Annotated in this window: 14 protein-coding genes; 3 read left to right on the top strand and 11 right to left on the bottom strand. The window is 31.6% G+C overall.

All coding sequences use genetic code 11. From position 1 onward, the window contains the following. Window positions 1–151 precede the first annotated feature (151 nt). The 9 genes from BUB63_RS00145 to BUB63_RS00105 all read right to left on the bottom strand — a co-directional run bounded on the left by BUB63_RS00145 (window position 152) and on the right by BUB63_RS00105 (window position 8,081). Window positions 152–949, bottom strand: a complete 798-nt coding sequence (locus BUB63_RS00145; protein WP_073247557.1) for a CsxC family protein — start codon at window positions 947–949, stop codon at window positions 152–154. Window positions 950–1,072: 123 nt separating this feature from the next. Then, window positions 1,073–1,285 carry a DUF3006 domain-containing protein gene (locus BUB63_RS00140; RefSeq protein WP_073247556.1) on the bottom strand — a complete coding sequence of 71 codons (213 nt, stop codon included), beginning with the start codon at window positions 1,283–1,285 and terminating at the stop codon, window positions 1,073–1,075. A gap of 4 nt (window positions 1,286–1,289) precedes the next feature. Continuing rightward, entirely contained in the window at window positions 1,290–1,868 is a 579-nt protein-coding gene (locus BUB63_RS00135; protein WP_027307961.1) for a thymidine kinase, read from the bottom strand. A 53-nt stretch (window positions 1,869–1,921) separates the two neighbouring features. Then, entirely contained in the window at window positions 1,922–2,134 is a 213-nt protein-coding gene (rpmE, locus tag BUB63_RS00130) for a 50S ribosomal protein L31 (protein WP_027307962.1), read from the bottom strand. Window positions 2,135–2,243: 109 nt separating this feature from the next. Beyond that, window positions 2,244–3,629 (bottom strand): transcription termination factor Rho, encoded by a 1,386-nt coding sequence (gene rho / locus BUB63_RS00125; RefSeq protein WP_027307963.1) that lies wholly within the window; start codon window positions 3,627–3,629, stop codon window positions 2,244–2,246. A 467-nt stretch (window positions 3,630–4,096) separates the two neighbouring features. Then, window positions 4,097–5,047 carry a class II fructose-bisphosphatase gene (gene glpX / locus BUB63_RS00120; protein WP_073247555.1) on the bottom strand — a complete coding sequence of 317 codons (951 nt, stop codon included), beginning with the start codon at window positions 5,045–5,047 and terminating at the stop codon, window positions 4,097–4,099. 507 nt (window positions 5,048–5,554) lie between these two features. After that, on the bottom strand, window positions 5,555–6,508 hold the full coding sequence (glpX, locus tag BUB63_RS00115) for a class II fructose-bisphosphatase (protein WP_027307965.1): 954 nt from the start codon (window positions 6,506–6,508) through the stop codon (window positions 5,555–5,557). A 504-nt stretch (window positions 6,509–7,012) separates the two neighbouring features. Beyond that, window positions 7,013–7,660 (bottom strand): fructose-6-phosphate aldolase, encoded by a 648-nt coding sequence (gene fsa / locus BUB63_RS00110; RefSeq protein ID WP_027307966.1) that lies wholly within the window; start codon window positions 7,658–7,660, stop codon window positions 7,013–7,015. 25 nt (window positions 7,661–7,685) lie between these two features. Then, a complete protein-coding gene (locus BUB63_RS00105) occupies window positions 7,686–8,081 on the bottom strand; it encodes a hypothetical protein (RefSeq protein WP_027307967.1) in 396 nt (131 codons plus the stop codon). A gap of 152 nt (window positions 8,082–8,233) precedes the next feature. Here BUB63_RS00105 and kal point away from each other — a divergent pair, with 152 nt between their 5' ends. The 3 genes from kal to BUB63_RS00090 all read left to right on the top strand — a co-directional run bounded on the left by kal (window position 8,234) and on the right by BUB63_RS00090 (window position 10,500). Next, window positions 8,234–8,638: a 3-aminobutyryl-CoA ammonia lyase gene (gene kal / locus BUB63_RS00100; protein ID WP_035165741.1), complete on the top strand. Its 405-nt coding sequence runs from the start codon at window positions 8,234–8,236 to the stop codon at window positions 8,636–8,638. 5 nt (window positions 8,639–8,643) lie between these two features. Further along, window positions 8,644–9,459, top strand: coding sequence for a 3-keto-5-aminohexanoate cleavage enzyme (gene kce, locus BUB63_RS00095; protein ID WP_027307969.1), 816 nt, complete (start codon window positions 8,644–8,646; stop codon window positions 9,457–9,459). Window positions 9,460–9,633: 174 nt separating this feature from the next. Beyond that, the gene (locus tag BUB63_RS00090) at window positions 9,634–10,500 is read left to right on the top strand and encodes a diacylglycerol/lipid kinase family protein (protein ID WP_084106374.1); all 867 of its coding nucleotides are present in this window, start codon (window positions 9,634–9,636) and stop codon (window positions 10,498–10,500) included. A gap of 43 nt (window positions 10,501–10,543) precedes the next feature. Here the strand turns inward: BUB63_RS00090 and BUB63_RS00085 are convergent, their stop codons facing one another. Both BUB63_RS00085 and BUB63_RS00080 read right to left on the bottom strand, forming a co-directional pair. Further along, window positions 10,544–12,148 carry a S41 family peptidase gene (locus tag BUB63_RS00085; RefSeq protein ID WP_027307971.1) on the bottom strand — a complete coding sequence of 535 codons (1,605 nt, stop codon included), beginning with the start codon at window positions 12,146–12,148 and terminating at the stop codon, window positions 10,544–10,546. Window positions 12,149–12,239: 91 nt separating this feature from the next. Continuing rightward, on the bottom strand, window positions 12,240–15,965 hold the full coding sequence (locus tag BUB63_RS00080) for a DUF5050 domain-containing protein (protein ID WP_027307972.1): 3,726 nt from the start codon (window positions 15,963–15,965) through the stop codon (window positions 12,240–12,242). Between the last annotated feature and the right edge of the window lies 1 nt (window position 15,966).

Raw genomic sequence — 15,966 nt, 5'->3', positions numbered from 1 at the left:
AATTTTCTTAATATTTTAAAGCAATTTATATGCCAATCTAAAAATAAAAAAGTCTCAAGTTTATACACCTTCATTTTGTATAAACTTGAGACTGTGTCTATATATGATACAAAAAATCCATAAGGCAAAATACCTTATGGATTTTTATAAATTATTTCTCATCCTCAAATTCAACCTTTAGTTCATCAAATTTTTCTTCCTCATCTTCTTCATAACTAACTGGCCCATCCCAGCATACCTGCTGATTTTGGAGAAGCTTTATTGTTACATATACAACCATCTTTTCCTTTATACATCTAAATACCTCTTCAGTCTCAAACCCTCTAACTGGTCTTGAGTCAAGCTTAATATCTGTTTCATAGATATATGCGTTCTCTAATTCACAATATACTCTTTCATTAAATATCTCTACGTGCTTATAATTATCTTCCTTCATATTCTTGCCAGGCTTTTTACAATCTAAGAACTCTACCTCCTTCTTTGGAGGTGTTGAATAAATCTTTGGATATCTTTCAAAACATACCTCTGTTACACAGTCAAATGGTACGTTTAAAGTTGCGTGTCTTATATTACCTGCTATACCCTTTCCTGTTACTCCACCTAAGGTTGAATACACTATATTTTTTCTTACATAACCTGAAAGATATACTTTGTTAGTTCCTGGAATTAGATGACATTGAGTTAAATAAACATTTTTGTCTATAAACTTAATATCTATTGCATCCTCTGGAAGAGTTATATCTGCTTCTGTATCTATCTGAACGGTAAATTCTGCAAGAACTACAGGTATCTTAACATATTTCTTCCTTCCATATTGATAGTTCTTGCATAGACATTTTGTTTCTGTATTTGTAACTTCTATAGTTTGCTCATTTTGTGTTTGGTTACAAAATCCCCTATTTTCCTCCTGCTTTACGTCCATAGATATATTATTTCTTATATCTGGCATATATGACCCCCCCTTTATTTTTTCTACTCCATATTATGCCAAATCTTGTCGAATGTTCGTAAAAAATAAAATAAAAGAATCCAGTATCTTATACCTTAAGATACTGGATTCTTCATTATAAAATTATTCATCAAATAGTTTTAGATAATTTTCTACTTCTTTTTTTCTCTTTAATGTCTCTTCTTCATCCACAACCCAGTTATATACGCCTTTATATACAACATCCCCTTCTGTTACTTTATTATCAAAATTCTTAATATCTACTTCAACTACATCTTCATCATCTAAAACAATTACAACCACATTCCCCTCAATCCTGTCTACAACACCCTTCATTAAATCACTCCTTAGGAACTATATGACACTTTCTACATCTTGCCTCATATGCTTCAGTTGCACCAACTAAAATAATAGGGTCGCTATATTTTGCAGGCTTTCCGTTAATTAGTCTTTGTGTTCTTGTTGCAGGGTTTCCACAAACAACACATATAGCCTGAATCTTATCTACAAACTCTGCAATTGCAAGTAGTCTTGGAATAGGCCCAAAGGGTTCTCCTCTAAAGTCCATATCAAGACCTGCACAAATTACCCTCTTGCCCTTATCTGCAAGCTTTTTACATACATCTACTACCTTTTCATCAAAAAACTGAACTTCATCTATCGCAACTACATCTGTTGTATCCTTAACATAATTTAATATTTCCTCTGGGTTTTGAATACATATTGCCTCTTCCTTTATACCTGTATGGGAAACAACACAGGTTTTACTATATCTATCATCAATTATAGGCTTGAAAACCAATACATTTTGCTTTGCAATCTTTGCTCTTTTGATTCTTCTTATAAGTTCTTCACTTTTTCCACTATACATTGGACCTACTATAACCTCAATATATCCGTGATCCTTTGGGCCGTACATAATATCCCTCCATCCTATTATATGAAAAAAGACCGGCATGCCGGTCAAAGAAATTATTCTTCAATCTTTAGGTTGTACTTCTTCATAAACTTATCCATTCTTCCACCTTGTTCAACAAGCATCTTTTGCTTTCCTGTGAAGAATGGGTGGCAGTTTGAACAGATTTCTACCTTAAGTTCCTTCTTAACTGATCCAGTTGTGAAAGTATTACCGCAAGCACACTTTACAACTGCATCGTGATTGTAATTTGGATGGATATCTCTCATTTATTTCACCTCTTTCATATATTCTTAACATAATATATAAGCTTTATGTAGTACCTTCCGTCAACTTTTTAGATTATACCACATTTATTATAGTTTTTCAATATCTAAATTAATCCTTTAAAACCTTTGCTGCCATCTGTACAAACTCTTTATTTGTCTTTGTTCTTGCAATTGAATTTAACAGCTTTTCTGTTGCATCTTGAGTTGTTTCGTTTGCAAGAAGTCTTCTTATAGCCATAACAGCTGATTTTTCATCCTCATTTAATAGAAGATCCTCTCTTCTTGTACCTGATTTATATATATCTATTGCAGGGAATATTCTTCTTTCTTGAAGTTTTCTATCAAGATGTACTTCCATATTTCCAGTACCTTTAAACTCTTCAAAAATAACATCATCCATACGGCTTCCAGTTTCTACAAGGGCTGTTGCAAGTATTGTTAAACTTCCACCCTCTTCAATATTTCTTGCCGCTCCAAAAAACTTCTTAGGCTGAATCAATGCACCAGGATCAAGTCCTCCTGATAATGTTCTTCCAGTTGGGTTTATTGTAAGGTTATAGGCCCTTGCAAGACGAGTAATACTATCAAGAAGTATAACAACGTCCTTCTTTAGCTCAACAAGCCTCTTTGCTCTTTCAAGAACAAGTTCTGCTATTCTTGTATGGTTTTCCGGCTCATTATCAAAGGTTGAATATACTACCTCACCCTTTATAGACCTTTGCATATCTGTTACTTCCTCTGGTCTTTCATCTATTAAAAGAACTATAAGCTCAACATCTGGGTGATTTGTTGTAATTGCATTTGCTATCTTCTTTAAAAGAACAGTTTTTCCTGCCTTTGGAGGTGCAACAATAAGCCCTCTTTGTCCTCTTCCTATTGGAGCTAAAATATCTATAAGTCTTGTTGCTAAATCTCCACTTGAAACTTCAAGACTTAGTCTTTTATTTGGATATATTGGAGTTAATGTTTCAAAGCTTTTTCTACCTATTACCTTTTCAGGATGCATTCCATTAATCTCTTGTAGGTATATAAGTGCCTTATATTTTTCAGTCTCCTTCGGAAACCTTGCCTTACCCTTTATTAAATCACCCGTTTTCAAATTAAATCTTCTTATTTGTGACGGAGATACATATATATCCCTTGGACCCTGTTGGTAGTTATCCAATCTTAAAAAACCATATTGCTGATTTTCTATAAGCTCAAATACACCCTCAACCGTATCAGCATCCTGAAGAAGTTCCTGTATCTTTTCCCTCTTTTCTACATCTATATCGTGAAGCTTTATCTCCTCATCACGAAGCGGTTCACTTTTTTCTTCTTCAATTTCAGGGACTATAATCTCTTGAGGCTTTACCCTGCTCTTCTCCTCTTCTAACCTTAATATTTCCTCGATAAGTTCGCTCTTTCTGAACTTTGAAACAGATTTTATGTCATAATCCTTTGCAATCTGCCTTAGCTCCTCCAGCGTCTTACCCTTCAATTCTTCAAAATTCATACTACACCTCCATATTTTTACAACACATAAGGACATTTAACTCTATAATGAAACTTTTTTATTAAATTCGGATAACTGGGGAAATAGACGAATAGAACAGACTATAAGACTCGACTATTATTATTTTAATACTCTATATTAGAAATGTAAAGTAGAACTAATACTGTTAAACATAATTAACAATTTAAAATCCTACTAATTCAATAAATAAGAACAGAAGTTATATAATTCTGTTAATGAATGATGAATGTCACTTTTCTTAAAAAACAAAATAATTACATAGTAAAAAGAAGCTATATAATAAAACCCATAGCAGTATTATTTAGGATGAAACAACCCTATAAGCTTAGAAAAACTTTATCTATTTTGAGTATTAACTACTACAAAGCCTCCACCTCTATATAAGTAGTTCACAGTTACATAATTAAACAAGGTGCCATCTACTTGGCACCTTACATTCTATCTTATTAACTTAATCTATGAATTGCATTTATAAATCTTACTGTTCCTGTTTTTGACCTCATAACTACAGATTGTGTCTTTACTTTATCCTTACCTAAATATACAACACCCTTTAAAAGGTCGCCATCTGACACACCTGTTGCTGCAAAATATACATCATCTGCCTTAACTATATCATCTATATACATTAACTTATTTAAATCCGTTATTCCCATCTCAATACATCTTCTTTTTTCTTCCTCAGACGTTACACATAGCCTACCTTGAAAGTCTCCTCCCAAACACTTTAATGCAGCAGCAGCTATTACTCCTTCAGGTGCACCACCTGAACCAACCATAATATCTATTCCTGTATCCTCAAACCCTGTCGCTATTGCCGCTGCAATATCTCCATCTGTTATTAGCTTCATTCTTGCACCTACTTTTCTAACCTTTTCCATAAGACCATAATGTCTTTCTCTATCAAGCATTATTACAGTTACATCTTCCACCTTTTTATTTAAGGCCCTTGCTACATTTTTTATATTCTCCTCAAGTGGTGCATCCAAAGAAACACACCCCTTTGCTCGTCTTCCTACAGCTATCTTTTCCATATACATATCAGGTGCATTAAGAAGTCCTCCCTTAGGAGAAATTGCAACAACAGATAGTGCATTAGGAAGTCCCTTTGCTACAAGATTAGTTCCATCAAGTGGGTCAACTGCAATATCAACCTCTATACTATCCTCATCTCTAATACCAAGCTCTTCACCAATGTAGAGCATAGGAGCTTCATCCATCTCTCCTTCGCCTATTACAACCTTACCCTTTATTGGAATTAAGTCAAACATCCTTCTCATAGCAGAAACTGCCGCATCATCTGCAGCATTTTTATCTCCTCTTCCTAAAAGTTTTGAGGCACTAATTGCTGCTGCCTCTGTAACTCTTACATAAGATAAAGCCAAATCAATATCCATATTACTCCCCCATTCCAAATTACTAATTATATTATATATACTTTATATACCCAAAGTCAATATATAATATAACATAATTTTTATATATGCTACTCAATAAAGTGCCACCCAGGTGAAATATGACATTTTCTTATTATAACCTCAGTTTTTTTAAAATTATAACTATACATAAAAAAGGAGCCAATAGGCTCCTTTTTCAGATTGTTGGCAAACCTAATTGTTAGCAAAAATCTAAAAAAGCCCCATGAAAGGATTTTATTTGGCTCTTTCATGAGCTTTAGCAATTCTTAGCTTTTCGACTTTGAAAAAGTCCGTAATTCGGCACAGGACGTGCCGAGCCGAGCGGCCATCAGGACGATGGCATCGCGAGGGTAGGACTTTTTCAAACAAATAAAAGCTTAGAATTGATTAGCGAAATGAACGAATGCCTAAGAAATCCTTAATGGGGCTAATCAATACATAACTTTTTCAACAGCCTGAAAAGGAGCCAATAGGCTCCTTTAAGATTTAATACCCTCTTTTACTTAAATTATGTATAGCATTTATATATCTTATTGTTCCTGTCTTTGCCCTCATTACAATAGAACTTGTTTTTGCCCTATCCTTACCTAAAAATACAACTCCCTTAAGTATATCTCCATCAGATACTCCTGTTGCTGCAAAATACACATCATCTGACTTTACTATATCATCAAGCTGCATAACCCTACTTAAATCAGTTATACCCATATCAAAACATCTCTTTTTTTCCTCATCGTTAGTAGGAAAGAGTCTCCCTTGAAAATCTCCACCAATGCACTTTACTGCAGCAGCTGTTATAACCCCCTCAGGTGCTCCACCTATTCCCACCATAATGTCTACACCACTCTCATCAAAACACGTTGCAAGTGCCTCCTGTATATCTCCATCGTTAAATAATTTTAATCTTGCATTTACCTTTCTTACCTCATCCATTAAATGTTTATGTCTTGGTCTATCCTGTATTACAACAGTTACATTTGATACATCTTTATTAAGAGCCTTTGCTACATTTATTATATTTTCACTCAAAGGAGCATCCAGCGATACTACTCCCCTTGCCTTTGGTCCCACAACAAGCTTTTCCATATACATATCAGGTGCATGCAGAAGGGATCCCTTCTCTGCAATTGCAACAACAGCAAGTGCATTTGGCATTCCCTTTGCCACAAAGCTTGTACCATCTAAAGGATCAACAGCAATATCCACCTCATAGTCACCGCTTCCAAGTACCTCTCCTATATATAGCATTGGTGCCTCATCCATTTCACCCTCACCAATAACAACCGTTCCCTTAATTGGAAGACTATCAAACATAGCTCTCATACCTTCTACAGCAGCCTCATCAGCAGCATTTTTATCTCCACGTCCCATATATTTTGAAGCATTGATTGCGGCAGCCTCCGTAACCCTAACAAGCCCAAGTGCTAAATCCATATTCATAAAAATTCCTCCTATTGTGCTATACTATTTATCCCTTAATCAACATTTTTATTATACTCTTTACGTTAATTGTTTGTCAAATATATTTTTGTTAAAATATATTTATGTAATGTGATATACTATTTGGTGCCACTTAGATGAAATGTGAAATTATCTAACTTTCGGTGGTCTTATTGTTTTGCAATTCTTTAGGGGATATTCTATATAACCCAACCTGTCTTTCTAAAATCACCCTCAAACAAGATAGGTATAATTTTAGAGAAAACAAAGGTTATAATTAAAAATGTCACATTTCACCTGGGTGGGAGACCTCCGAAAAAATCAAATTATTTTTAAAAACATACTATATATAGTTGCGCATATTATCTTTTATTCACTATATATAGTGGTGACAATTTTTAAGGTATCATTTTTTCGGAGCTCTTGGTGGCACTTTATAACCAAAAATAAAGGACCTAACTAAAAATGCATCTTTTAGTTAGGCCTTCTTATAAACAATATGAATTATTTTTTAGGAACTGTTTCCCAATCCTTTAGGAATTTTTCTATTCCTATATCAGTCATAGGGTGTTTTGCCATTTGAACAAGCACCTTATATGGTACTGTTGCAATATGTGCACCTGCAAGTGCTGCTTCAACAACGTGCATTGGATGTCTTATGCTTGCAGCTATTATCTCTGTTTCTATTCCATAGTTATCAAATATTCTCACTATCTCCTCAATTAATGTCATTCCATTATGCCCTATATCATCTAATCTTCCCACAAATGGGCTAACATAGGTAGCACCAGCCTTAGCTGCAAGTAAAGCCTGTGCTGATGAGAAAATCAATGTAACATTTGTTTTAATTCCTTCCTTTGAAAGAACCTTAACAGCCTTTAATCCCTCAAGTGTCATAGGTATCTTAATTACTATGTTCTTATGAATTTTAGCAAGTTCCCTTGCCTCCATAATCATACCCTCAGCCTCAAGGCTTATTACCTCTGCACTTATTGGGCCATCAACTATTTCAGTAATTTCCTTTACAACTTCAACAAAGTCTCTTCCTTCCTTTGCAATAAGAGAAGGATTTGTAGTAACTCCACAGATTATACCAAGTCTTTCTGCCTCTCTAATTTCATCAACATTGGCAGTGTCGATAAATAGTTTCATATAATCACTCCCCATTGTAGTATTTTTATTTTATAACCCACCTCTTTGTTTTATCTATAACTCCAAGATGAGTTAATAATTCAAGCATATCATCCATATACCTATTAACCATATCATCTACAAGATATTCTTTCCCCAAAAAGGCAATTTCCATACCACAAACAGGGCAAGCTAAAATATTAACTGATTTATCTATTAAATCTTTTATTTTATATTTATATCTATGTGTTTCCCCACAAGCTATACACGGTATATCTATGTCAACTTCTCCCTTAGTAGCACTAACTTTAAATACGATATTTCCACAGGAACATCTCCTACTTGTTGGCCTTTTTGCCTCAAATAAGTTTATGTGAAAACTTGTGTACCTTCCGCACTCACTGCACTTTACAGCAGCCCTAATGGAAGAATCCATAATCATTTTTTTCACCTCCATAATCATATATTCTTCACTTAAATTCAAATTCCTTCTTTGTCGAAAAAAAAAATTTTTTGTCAGTGCTTATAAAAAAGGATTTGATTGTTGTTTGAAGAATATAAATATTATGAAAATATTTTTAAGGGGGTAACGATATGCCAATTGGAGAAAAGGTTGTAATTAGGGTAAGAATGTCCAGTCACGATGCACACTATGCTGGAAATTTAGTAGATGGTGCAAAAATGCTTCAATTGTTTGGAGATGTTGCAACAGAGCTTCTAATTAGGCACGATGGAGATGAAGGACTTTTTAGAGCCTATGATAGTGTTGAATTTTTAGCACCTGTATATGCTGGGGATTATATTGAAGCTATTGGTGAAATAATTGAAGTTGGCAATACATCAAGGAAAATGAAGTTTGAGGCAAAGAAGGTTATAACTTCTGCAAACATTCCTAACAACGATTCTGCCTGTGATGTTCTTGATAATCCTATTGTCGTATGCAGAGCGTCAGGAACCTGTGTTGTTCCAAAGGATAAACAGAGATTTAATAGGGGGTAATTGGTATGGAAAAGCTTATTATAACTTGTGCATTAACAGGTGCAGAAGTTACAAAGGAACAAAATCCTGCTGTACCATATACTGCAGAAGAAATGGCACAATCAGCCTATGAGGCATATATCGCAGGTGCATCTATACTCCATATACACGTTAGGGAGGACGATGGAACACCAACACAGAATAAAGAAAGATTTAAAGTAATACTTGATGCAATAAGACAAAAATGCCCTGATGCAATATTACAGGTAACAACAGGCGGTGCAGTTGGTATGAGCGATGAGGAGAGACTTGCACCTGTAAAATTAAGACCTGAAATGGCAACACTTGATGCGGGTACAATAAATTTTGGTGATGAAGTTTTTGTTAATAGTTTTCCATCCCTCATAAACTTTGCAAAAAAGATGAAGGAATTTAATATTAAACCTGAAATAGAGGTTTTTGATAGAGGAATGATTGAAAACGCAAAAAGGCTTGTTAAAATGGGACTTTTAGACACACCACTTCATTTTGACTTTGTATTAGGAGTTCCATCCGGTATGCCTGCTGATATAGACAGCCTTACATATATGGTAAGGTCAATTCCAGAAGGTTCAACCTGGACAGTTGCAGGCATAGGAAGGCATCAACTTCCTATGGCTATTTTTGCTATACTTCTTGGTGGACACGTTAGAGTTGGACTTGAGGATAATATATACTATAATAAAGGTGAGCTTGCAAAATCAAATGCACAGCTTGTTGAAAGAGTTGTAAGAATAGCAAAGGAACTTGGAAGAGATGTTGCAACTCCTAATGAAGCAAGAAGGATTTTAAATATAAAGTAATTAAATAAAGATTATTTTAAAACTACTGTATATTATATTTTTTTATAAAGCCCCTTTTATGGATTTATTAATTTAAACTGTGGCTATTAAGGGGCTTTATAAACACTATTAATTTTGTTTAAACCTATCCCTTCATACAACCTCTACTTAATTTGAATTCAAAGGTGGGATATTATGCTTTTTATTGTAAACCCTAAGGCAGGAAACGGACGTGCTATTAAGGCTGTTGAAAACATAAAAAACATATGTGAACGAAACAGAATAAGCTACTCAATCGAGTTTACAAATTACCCTGAGAATGCAATAGAAATTGCAAACAAAAACATAGCAAAATTTGAAAGAATTATTGCCGTAGGAGGCGACGGCACATTAAATGAGGTATTAAATGGAATTATAGATAGTAATGCTGCCCTTGGGGTATTACCGTGTGGAACAGGAAATGACTTTGCAAGAACTATATATAAAACAATGGATATTGATAAAATCTTAGAACTATTAATCAAATCAGATTATAAAAAATGTGATGTAGGAAAATGCTTTAATAAATATTTTATAAATATAGCAAGTGTTGGATTATATGCTGAAATAGCCCACAAAGTTCAAAGAGGCAAAAAAATATTTAGTGGTAAGACAAGCTATCTTTATCATCTTATAAATACGTTAGTACAGTACAAAAATAAGCAATTTAAAATACAAATTGATAACATTAATATAGAATCTGAAACTTTATTAACTACAATTTCAAATGGAAAATACTATGGTGGTGGAATAATGCCAACACCTGATTCCGATATATTTGATGGCAAATTTGACATTTGCCATATTAGGAAAATAAATAAGATTAAAATACCTTTCCTTTTAAATAAATATATAAAGGGAAATCATAAAGATTTTAATGAAGTTAGTTTCTATAAAGGTAAAAGGGTAAAAATAGAGTCTGACGACTTATTTGCTGTAAATTTAGATGGAGAAACTTTTCTTGCCAATAAAGTTGAATTCCAATTAAAGTCTAAATATATTAATTTAATTTGTCCAAAGTAAATCAAGGCCCATCTTTTGTTAGATAAAAGATGGGCCTTGATTCTTATTTAGCTATTTTTATATACTTCCCATACACATATGCTAATTTGTATTTATAAGAGATTATATACCAGCCATTAATACTTCCTAAGATATCAACTTTTGTATTCCTTTTTAATACAAACAATATTTTACTTTTTTTAGAAGGTAATTGTCTAAAATTAAGTCTGCTTATTGAAACATATCCATATTTTTTAGTAACAATTTTATTTTGCAGTATAGTATTAGATTGGTTATTTTGGATATTGTTTTTTTCTTGTTCTTTTTTCTTTTGCTCAATTTCCCTTTTTTGTAACTCTAAAAGCAAATTACTTATATCCTTTTTTATTTCTATAAAAGGATTCTCCTTTTGCTTATAATAGTTTAAATCCTTTTTTATCCAATTATTTTTTACACCAATATACATATCACAATTACTAATTACACTCATTAATTTATTAAAATGTATTTCATCATTTAAGTATACATAATAATTTTTACCATTTATTATAAATTTCACATAATTTGTCTTATCTAAAGCTGGTTCTTTTTCTGTAAGCTGCATTGCCACTTCATAAATATCATTTTCAATATATATGTGTGGTAATACACCTACTTTATTTATTTCTTTTCCATAAGGTGAATAAAGCTTATGAGTTGTTAGCTTTATAACATCACCATTTGATAATTCAAAATAGTCTTGTAATGTCCCTTTACCATATGTTTTATTACCAATAATTAAAGCCTTGTTATAATCTTTTAATGCGGCTGCTATTATTTCCGTCGAACCTACTGAATTTTCGTTTGTCAACAATATAAATCTATCATTAATTAATTTACTTGGAACAACATCACTTTTTATCTTTGTTTGAATACCATTTTTATCAGTTAATATTACGCTATTATTGTTACCGATAAAATTAGATAATACTTTTACTGCTGAATCTATAAAACCTCCCCCATTATTTCTAACATCTAAAATAAATATATCTGCTCCTTTAGATTTTAAACTATTATATACATTTAAAAATTCAGTATTAGTATTTTCTTCAAAGGAGAATAAGCTAATATAACCAATATGACCATTAATTATTTGCCCTCTTACTGTTGTTGTACTTATTTTAGTTCTTTTTAAATTATATTCTAACAAATCACTTTTTCTTTTTATTTTAAGCTTAACATATGTTCCTTCTTTACCACGAATACTAACTATTACATCCTCAAGCGATTTATTTTTAACGTCCACTCCATCTACTTCCACAATTATATCTCCTGGTAATATTCCTGACTGTTTTGCAGAGGAATTTTCAAAAACACCCGTAATCAAAATACCATATTCACCTTTTTCTAAAGATACACCTATTCCTACATATCCTCCATTTAAAGTTTCTAAATAATTATCAAATTCATCAGCAAAAAAATATTCACTATATATATCTCCTAAATTTTTTATTGATTCTTTAATATTTGAACCATCAAATTTTGTTTCGTCAAAATTATATAAATAGTTACCTCTAATTGTATCTTTTATTTCATCTATAAATTCATTAGCTATTACATTGCTTGTTAAAAAGAAAAAAAATACCATTAATAATGCAATTAACCTTTTAGCAAACCTTCTTATTCGCATAAAATTCACCTACCTTTTAAATAAAAACAAAATAATTTATTAAAAGGCCTTCTATGTAAATATGTAAGAAGGCCTTTTAAACACTTTTTAATTATTTTTTAATAGAAAACTTGTAATCATAATAAGCATAGTGTCCATTATTGTTATTATAAACAATAACTCTTAATAAATATTCTCCTGCTATTGTTAACTTATCACCTTTCTTAATGCTTGACCAAGTATTGCCTTGATCTCTGCTGTATTCAACATAGAATGAGTAGTCTTTTTGGTCAATATTTCTTGTCGCTAATTTATTATCTATCCATTCGATTTTGTCAGAAGGCATTAAAGCATTAAATCCTTCTAATACAACATCTCCATAATACTGCTTTGTTCCACTATAACTTTCATTTAATCCACCAACTGGTGAATACTTTCTAACAAGCTCACCGATAATACTTCCATTTTGTGTTATATTTATTTGTGGTGCTATTTCATCATTAATTTCAAACTTTATAGTCTTACTGCTGGATACAACAGATGGCTTGAACAGTGGATTTTCATATCTTACTGTAACAACATATTCTCCCTTTCCTAAATTTGTAGGGCTCATTAACTCTCCTTCCCATCTGCCACCTTTTGAATCACTTATATATTCAAAGTTATATTTAATTGGCATTCCTCCATTGTAACTTACTGTTCCTACAACTGGTATATTACTTCCCATTCCTGTAACCGCTGGAACAACAACCTTTGCCTTATAGCATATATACTTATCGCCAACTTTTCTTCCAATAACACCCTCTAATTGAGGAGAAATTTCTATCGAATTTTGATTAAATATCTTGAAATTTATTTTTAATTCTCCTATCTTGCTATATCCTGAATAAGCACTAATTATTAGACTATTAAGCTCATTTTCTTTTAAATTTAATACACTACCTGCAAGTGTCATTTGACTTCCTGTTGGGAAATCATATTCTGTATTATCATCATTTAACCTATATTTATATGTCACGTTTGTAGATGGTAAAGCATATTTTATATTTATTCCCGTTTTATCTGTATTAGCTATATATTTTGCTGTCATCGTATTAGCAATAGTATTATAATCAAAAGTATTTATATCTTGTGAATCAAATAATACTTCTCCCTTTGATTCAATTATTATATTTGGCATTTTAACTATTGAAACCAATTTACTAATACCTGGCATCTTATTTCCACTTGCTTTATATCTAAACTCAACATAGTTTTTACCTACAACTCTATGCTGTTCTTGTATTAAGTCATAAGCACTAATCCACTCATTTGCTCCCTCTATTCTACATTCTATGTTACTATTTAAACCAACAAAGGTTCCTAAGTTAAAATCATAATAAACATTTGGTTCTGGTTGAGAAATCATTGTAAATGGTTTAGATGGAGTAATGCTATCTTTGTATGCTATTCTTATATATTGATTTTTATTATTTCTATAACTAAATACTTCTTGATTAATCTTGAAGTAGTAAATATTAGCTCCTCTTTCTTCAGCTTGTATTACATCACTGTAACTATCAGATGTAACTATACCATTTTCAGAGGTTATAGCATACTTTATATATGGGCTTAATCCTTTATATGTAATTCCATATCTACCTTCTGTTTCTATATATTGAACACTTAAAATGCTTGGTGTTTCTGCTGGGAAGCCTTTAATCGTTGGAATACTTGGTGCATAATTAGGGGTTACTCTTAAAACTTTTAAGTTACCACCCATTTGTTCTAAATCAATCTTTGTTAAAGACGCAATTCCTTTCTTATCAGCCTTAACTTTACCAAGAAGTTTTCCATCTTCATTATATATTAATACTTCTTCTCCATATTGTAGTCCCTTAACAATAACACTATCTGCTTTACTTCCTTCTTCATTATAGATTTCTATATTGTCAGGTAATATCATTTGTGAATATCTAACAGCTTTTATTTGCACCTTTGTACCATATCCTATTACGCTTCCATTATATGTGAATACGCCATTCTTAGATTTAACATTTTTCATATCCCAAGCAACTAATACATCCTTTACATCTCCATTATTTAAAACAACAGAAATTCTATCTGGCAATTGAGAACCATAAGGTATATCTTCTAAATCATCTACTCTAACAATTTTACCTTCAGGTTTAAATTTAGTAACAGCAAATGGTTTGTTCTGGTTCTTCATATCATATATGTACAATTTACCGCCTTTTAAATAAAACAATATATCTTCAATAATATTTATATTAGTTGCAACATCATCTACTACCTTAACCGCTTGACCTGTGGAATCTAATTTATAAATTTTTCCTCCATCAGTTATGCTTCTATAATATATAGCATTTGATTCAACAGCATTCATTGCACCAACTTTATCATATACTGTTTTTGGAGCAGAATTTTTGCTTTTATTAGTCATTATAACCTGTATAGTTAGCGGTTCTAACCTGCTTGTCACACTATTTAACTTATACAATTTTGAATCATAGCCTGTACAATAAACTTCATTGTTCAATGTTAGTGAAATATATCTTACACCTAAATTTTTATTGCCCGTTACAGTTACATACGCCTGTCTTGAACCTATTTTGCCTCCAATTATACTTATTGAATATAATCTTCCTTTATCAGACAAATTGCTATAATATATCTTATTATTATTAACAACTAAGTACTCTGCTTTGTCTGTAGCAACAAGTGTACCTTCATAGTTTGGGTTTGTATTATACGCACTAATTCTATATATTTTATTACCTCTTTTTCCATTGATGTAATAAATATAATTATCTACTACATTTATATATGAGGAAAGAACATTGTTTACTTTACTTCTTGCTGTACCATCCGTCTTAATTCTATAAATTTTTCCTCCATCAGCCATATTACTATAGTATATAAAATCGTTTACAATATTTATATATTTGGCATTATCATTACAAATAGGATAATCAACATCTCCATCTATACTCTTTTTATATATTTTCCCACCATCAGCTGTATTACTATAATATATAAAGTCTCCATCAGTAGCTACAAAACCACCATTGCTTATATTCCCTTTTAAATTTGTATACATTTCAATACTATCATTTTCAACATAAAGCAATACAGGTGTTGTACCACTTTTAACATTTAATATTGTACCTATAGCAACTCTATAACCAGAAGAATTATATATAGCAATATATAAAGTGTTTATAGGATAATCATTTGAAATAGTAAAACTTTCAGTTAGCATCTTTTTATTTAATTGATAATCATCATTTAAGTTTGATAACTTATTTGTATCTACATCTATTATGAAGTTTCCTGTACCAATTATGTAATAGTACGCCTCTGGAATATTATGAATTTCATTTATTTTCACATTTATTATTTTTTTATATTCGTTAACATATTGAATATCAAAAATTCCATAACCATATCTTTTATTAACTTCATTATTGCTTAATTTTACAAATACATCATTTTCATTGGCTACGTATTTTGTACCATTAGGATTATCATAATTGTCTGAAGTACTATAAACAGTTAAAATTCTTGTACTATCAATAATTTGTTTTTCAGAAACTACCTGTCCATACTCATTTTTTATAATCCCTTGGTTGTCAATGTAGAATACTTTACCTGGATTACTATTAATTTCAGAATTCACTAAATTTGTATTAACTGAAATATAATCATTTGTAAATATTTTTTCACCTACAACAATTGAATCCTTTGGTAAATTAGTATCTGTTGCTGCAAAAGAAAATTTGGGTACAATATTGAAAATAAATATAAAACTTAGAAGCAAGGAAAAAATTCTTCTCATT

It is taken from the genome of Caloramator proteoclasticus DSM 10124 (assembly GCF_900129265.1).
Taxonomy (GTDB): domain Bacteria; phylum Bacillota; class Clostridia; order Clostridiales; family Caloramatoraceae; genus Thermobrachium; species Thermobrachium proteoclasticum.
This window is presented reverse-complemented; position numbering and strand designations above follow the sequence as displayed.

Excerpts from the sequence above, each read along its gene's own strand:
- BUB63_RS00145 (WP_073247557.1), bottom strand. The coding sequence starts at position 949 with ATGCCAGATATAAGAAATAATATATCTATGGACGTAAAGCAGGAGGAA.
- BUB63_RS00140 (WP_073247556.1), bottom strand. The coding sequence starts at position 1,285 with ATGAAGGGTGTTGTAGACAGGATTGAGGGGAATGTGGTTGTAATTGTT.
- BUB63_RS00135 (WP_027307961.1), bottom strand. The coding sequence starts at position 1,868 with ATGTACGGCCCAAAGGATCACGGATATATTGAGGTTATAGTAGGTCCA.
- rpmE (WP_027307962.1), bottom strand. The coding sequence starts at position 2,134 with ATGAGAGATATCCATCCAAATTACAATCACGATGCAGTTGTAAAGTGT.
- rho (WP_027307963.1), bottom strand. The coding sequence starts at position 3,629 with ATGAATTTTGAAGAATTGAAGGGTAAGACGCTGGAGGAGCTAAGGCAG.
- glpX (WP_073247555.1), bottom strand. The coding sequence starts at position 5,047 with ATGGATATTGATTTGGCTTTATCTTATGTAAGAGTTACAGAGGCAGCA.
- glpX (WP_027307965.1), bottom strand. The coding sequence starts at position 6,508 with ATGAATATGGATTTAGCACTTGGGCTTGTTAGGGTTACGGAGGCTGCC.
- fsa (WP_027307966.1), bottom strand. The coding sequence starts at position 7,660 with ATGAAACTATTTATCGACACTGCCAATGTTGATGAAATTAGAGAGGCA.
- BUB63_RS00105 (WP_027307967.1), bottom strand. The coding sequence starts at position 8,081 with ATGATTATGGATTCTTCCATTAGGGCTGCTGTAAAGTGCAGTGAGTGC.
- kal (WP_035165741.1), top strand. The coding sequence starts at position 8,234 with ATGCCAATTGGAGAAAAGGTTGTAATTAGGGTAAGAATGTCCAGTCAC.
- kce (WP_027307969.1), top strand. The coding sequence starts at position 8,644 with ATGGAAAAGCTTATTATAACTTGTGCATTAACAGGTGCAGAAGTTACA.
- BUB63_RS00090 (WP_084106374.1), top strand. The coding sequence starts at position 9,634 with ATGCTTTTTATTGTAAACCCTAAGGCAGGAAACGGACGTGCTATTAAG.
- BUB63_RS00085 (WP_027307971.1), bottom strand. The coding sequence starts at position 12,148 with ATGCGAATAAGAAGGTTTGCTAAAAGGTTAATTGCATTATTAATGGTA.
- BUB63_RS00080 (WP_027307972.1), bottom strand. The coding sequence starts at position 15,965 with ATGAGAAGAATTTTTTCCTTGCTTCTAAGTTTTATATTTATTTTCAAT.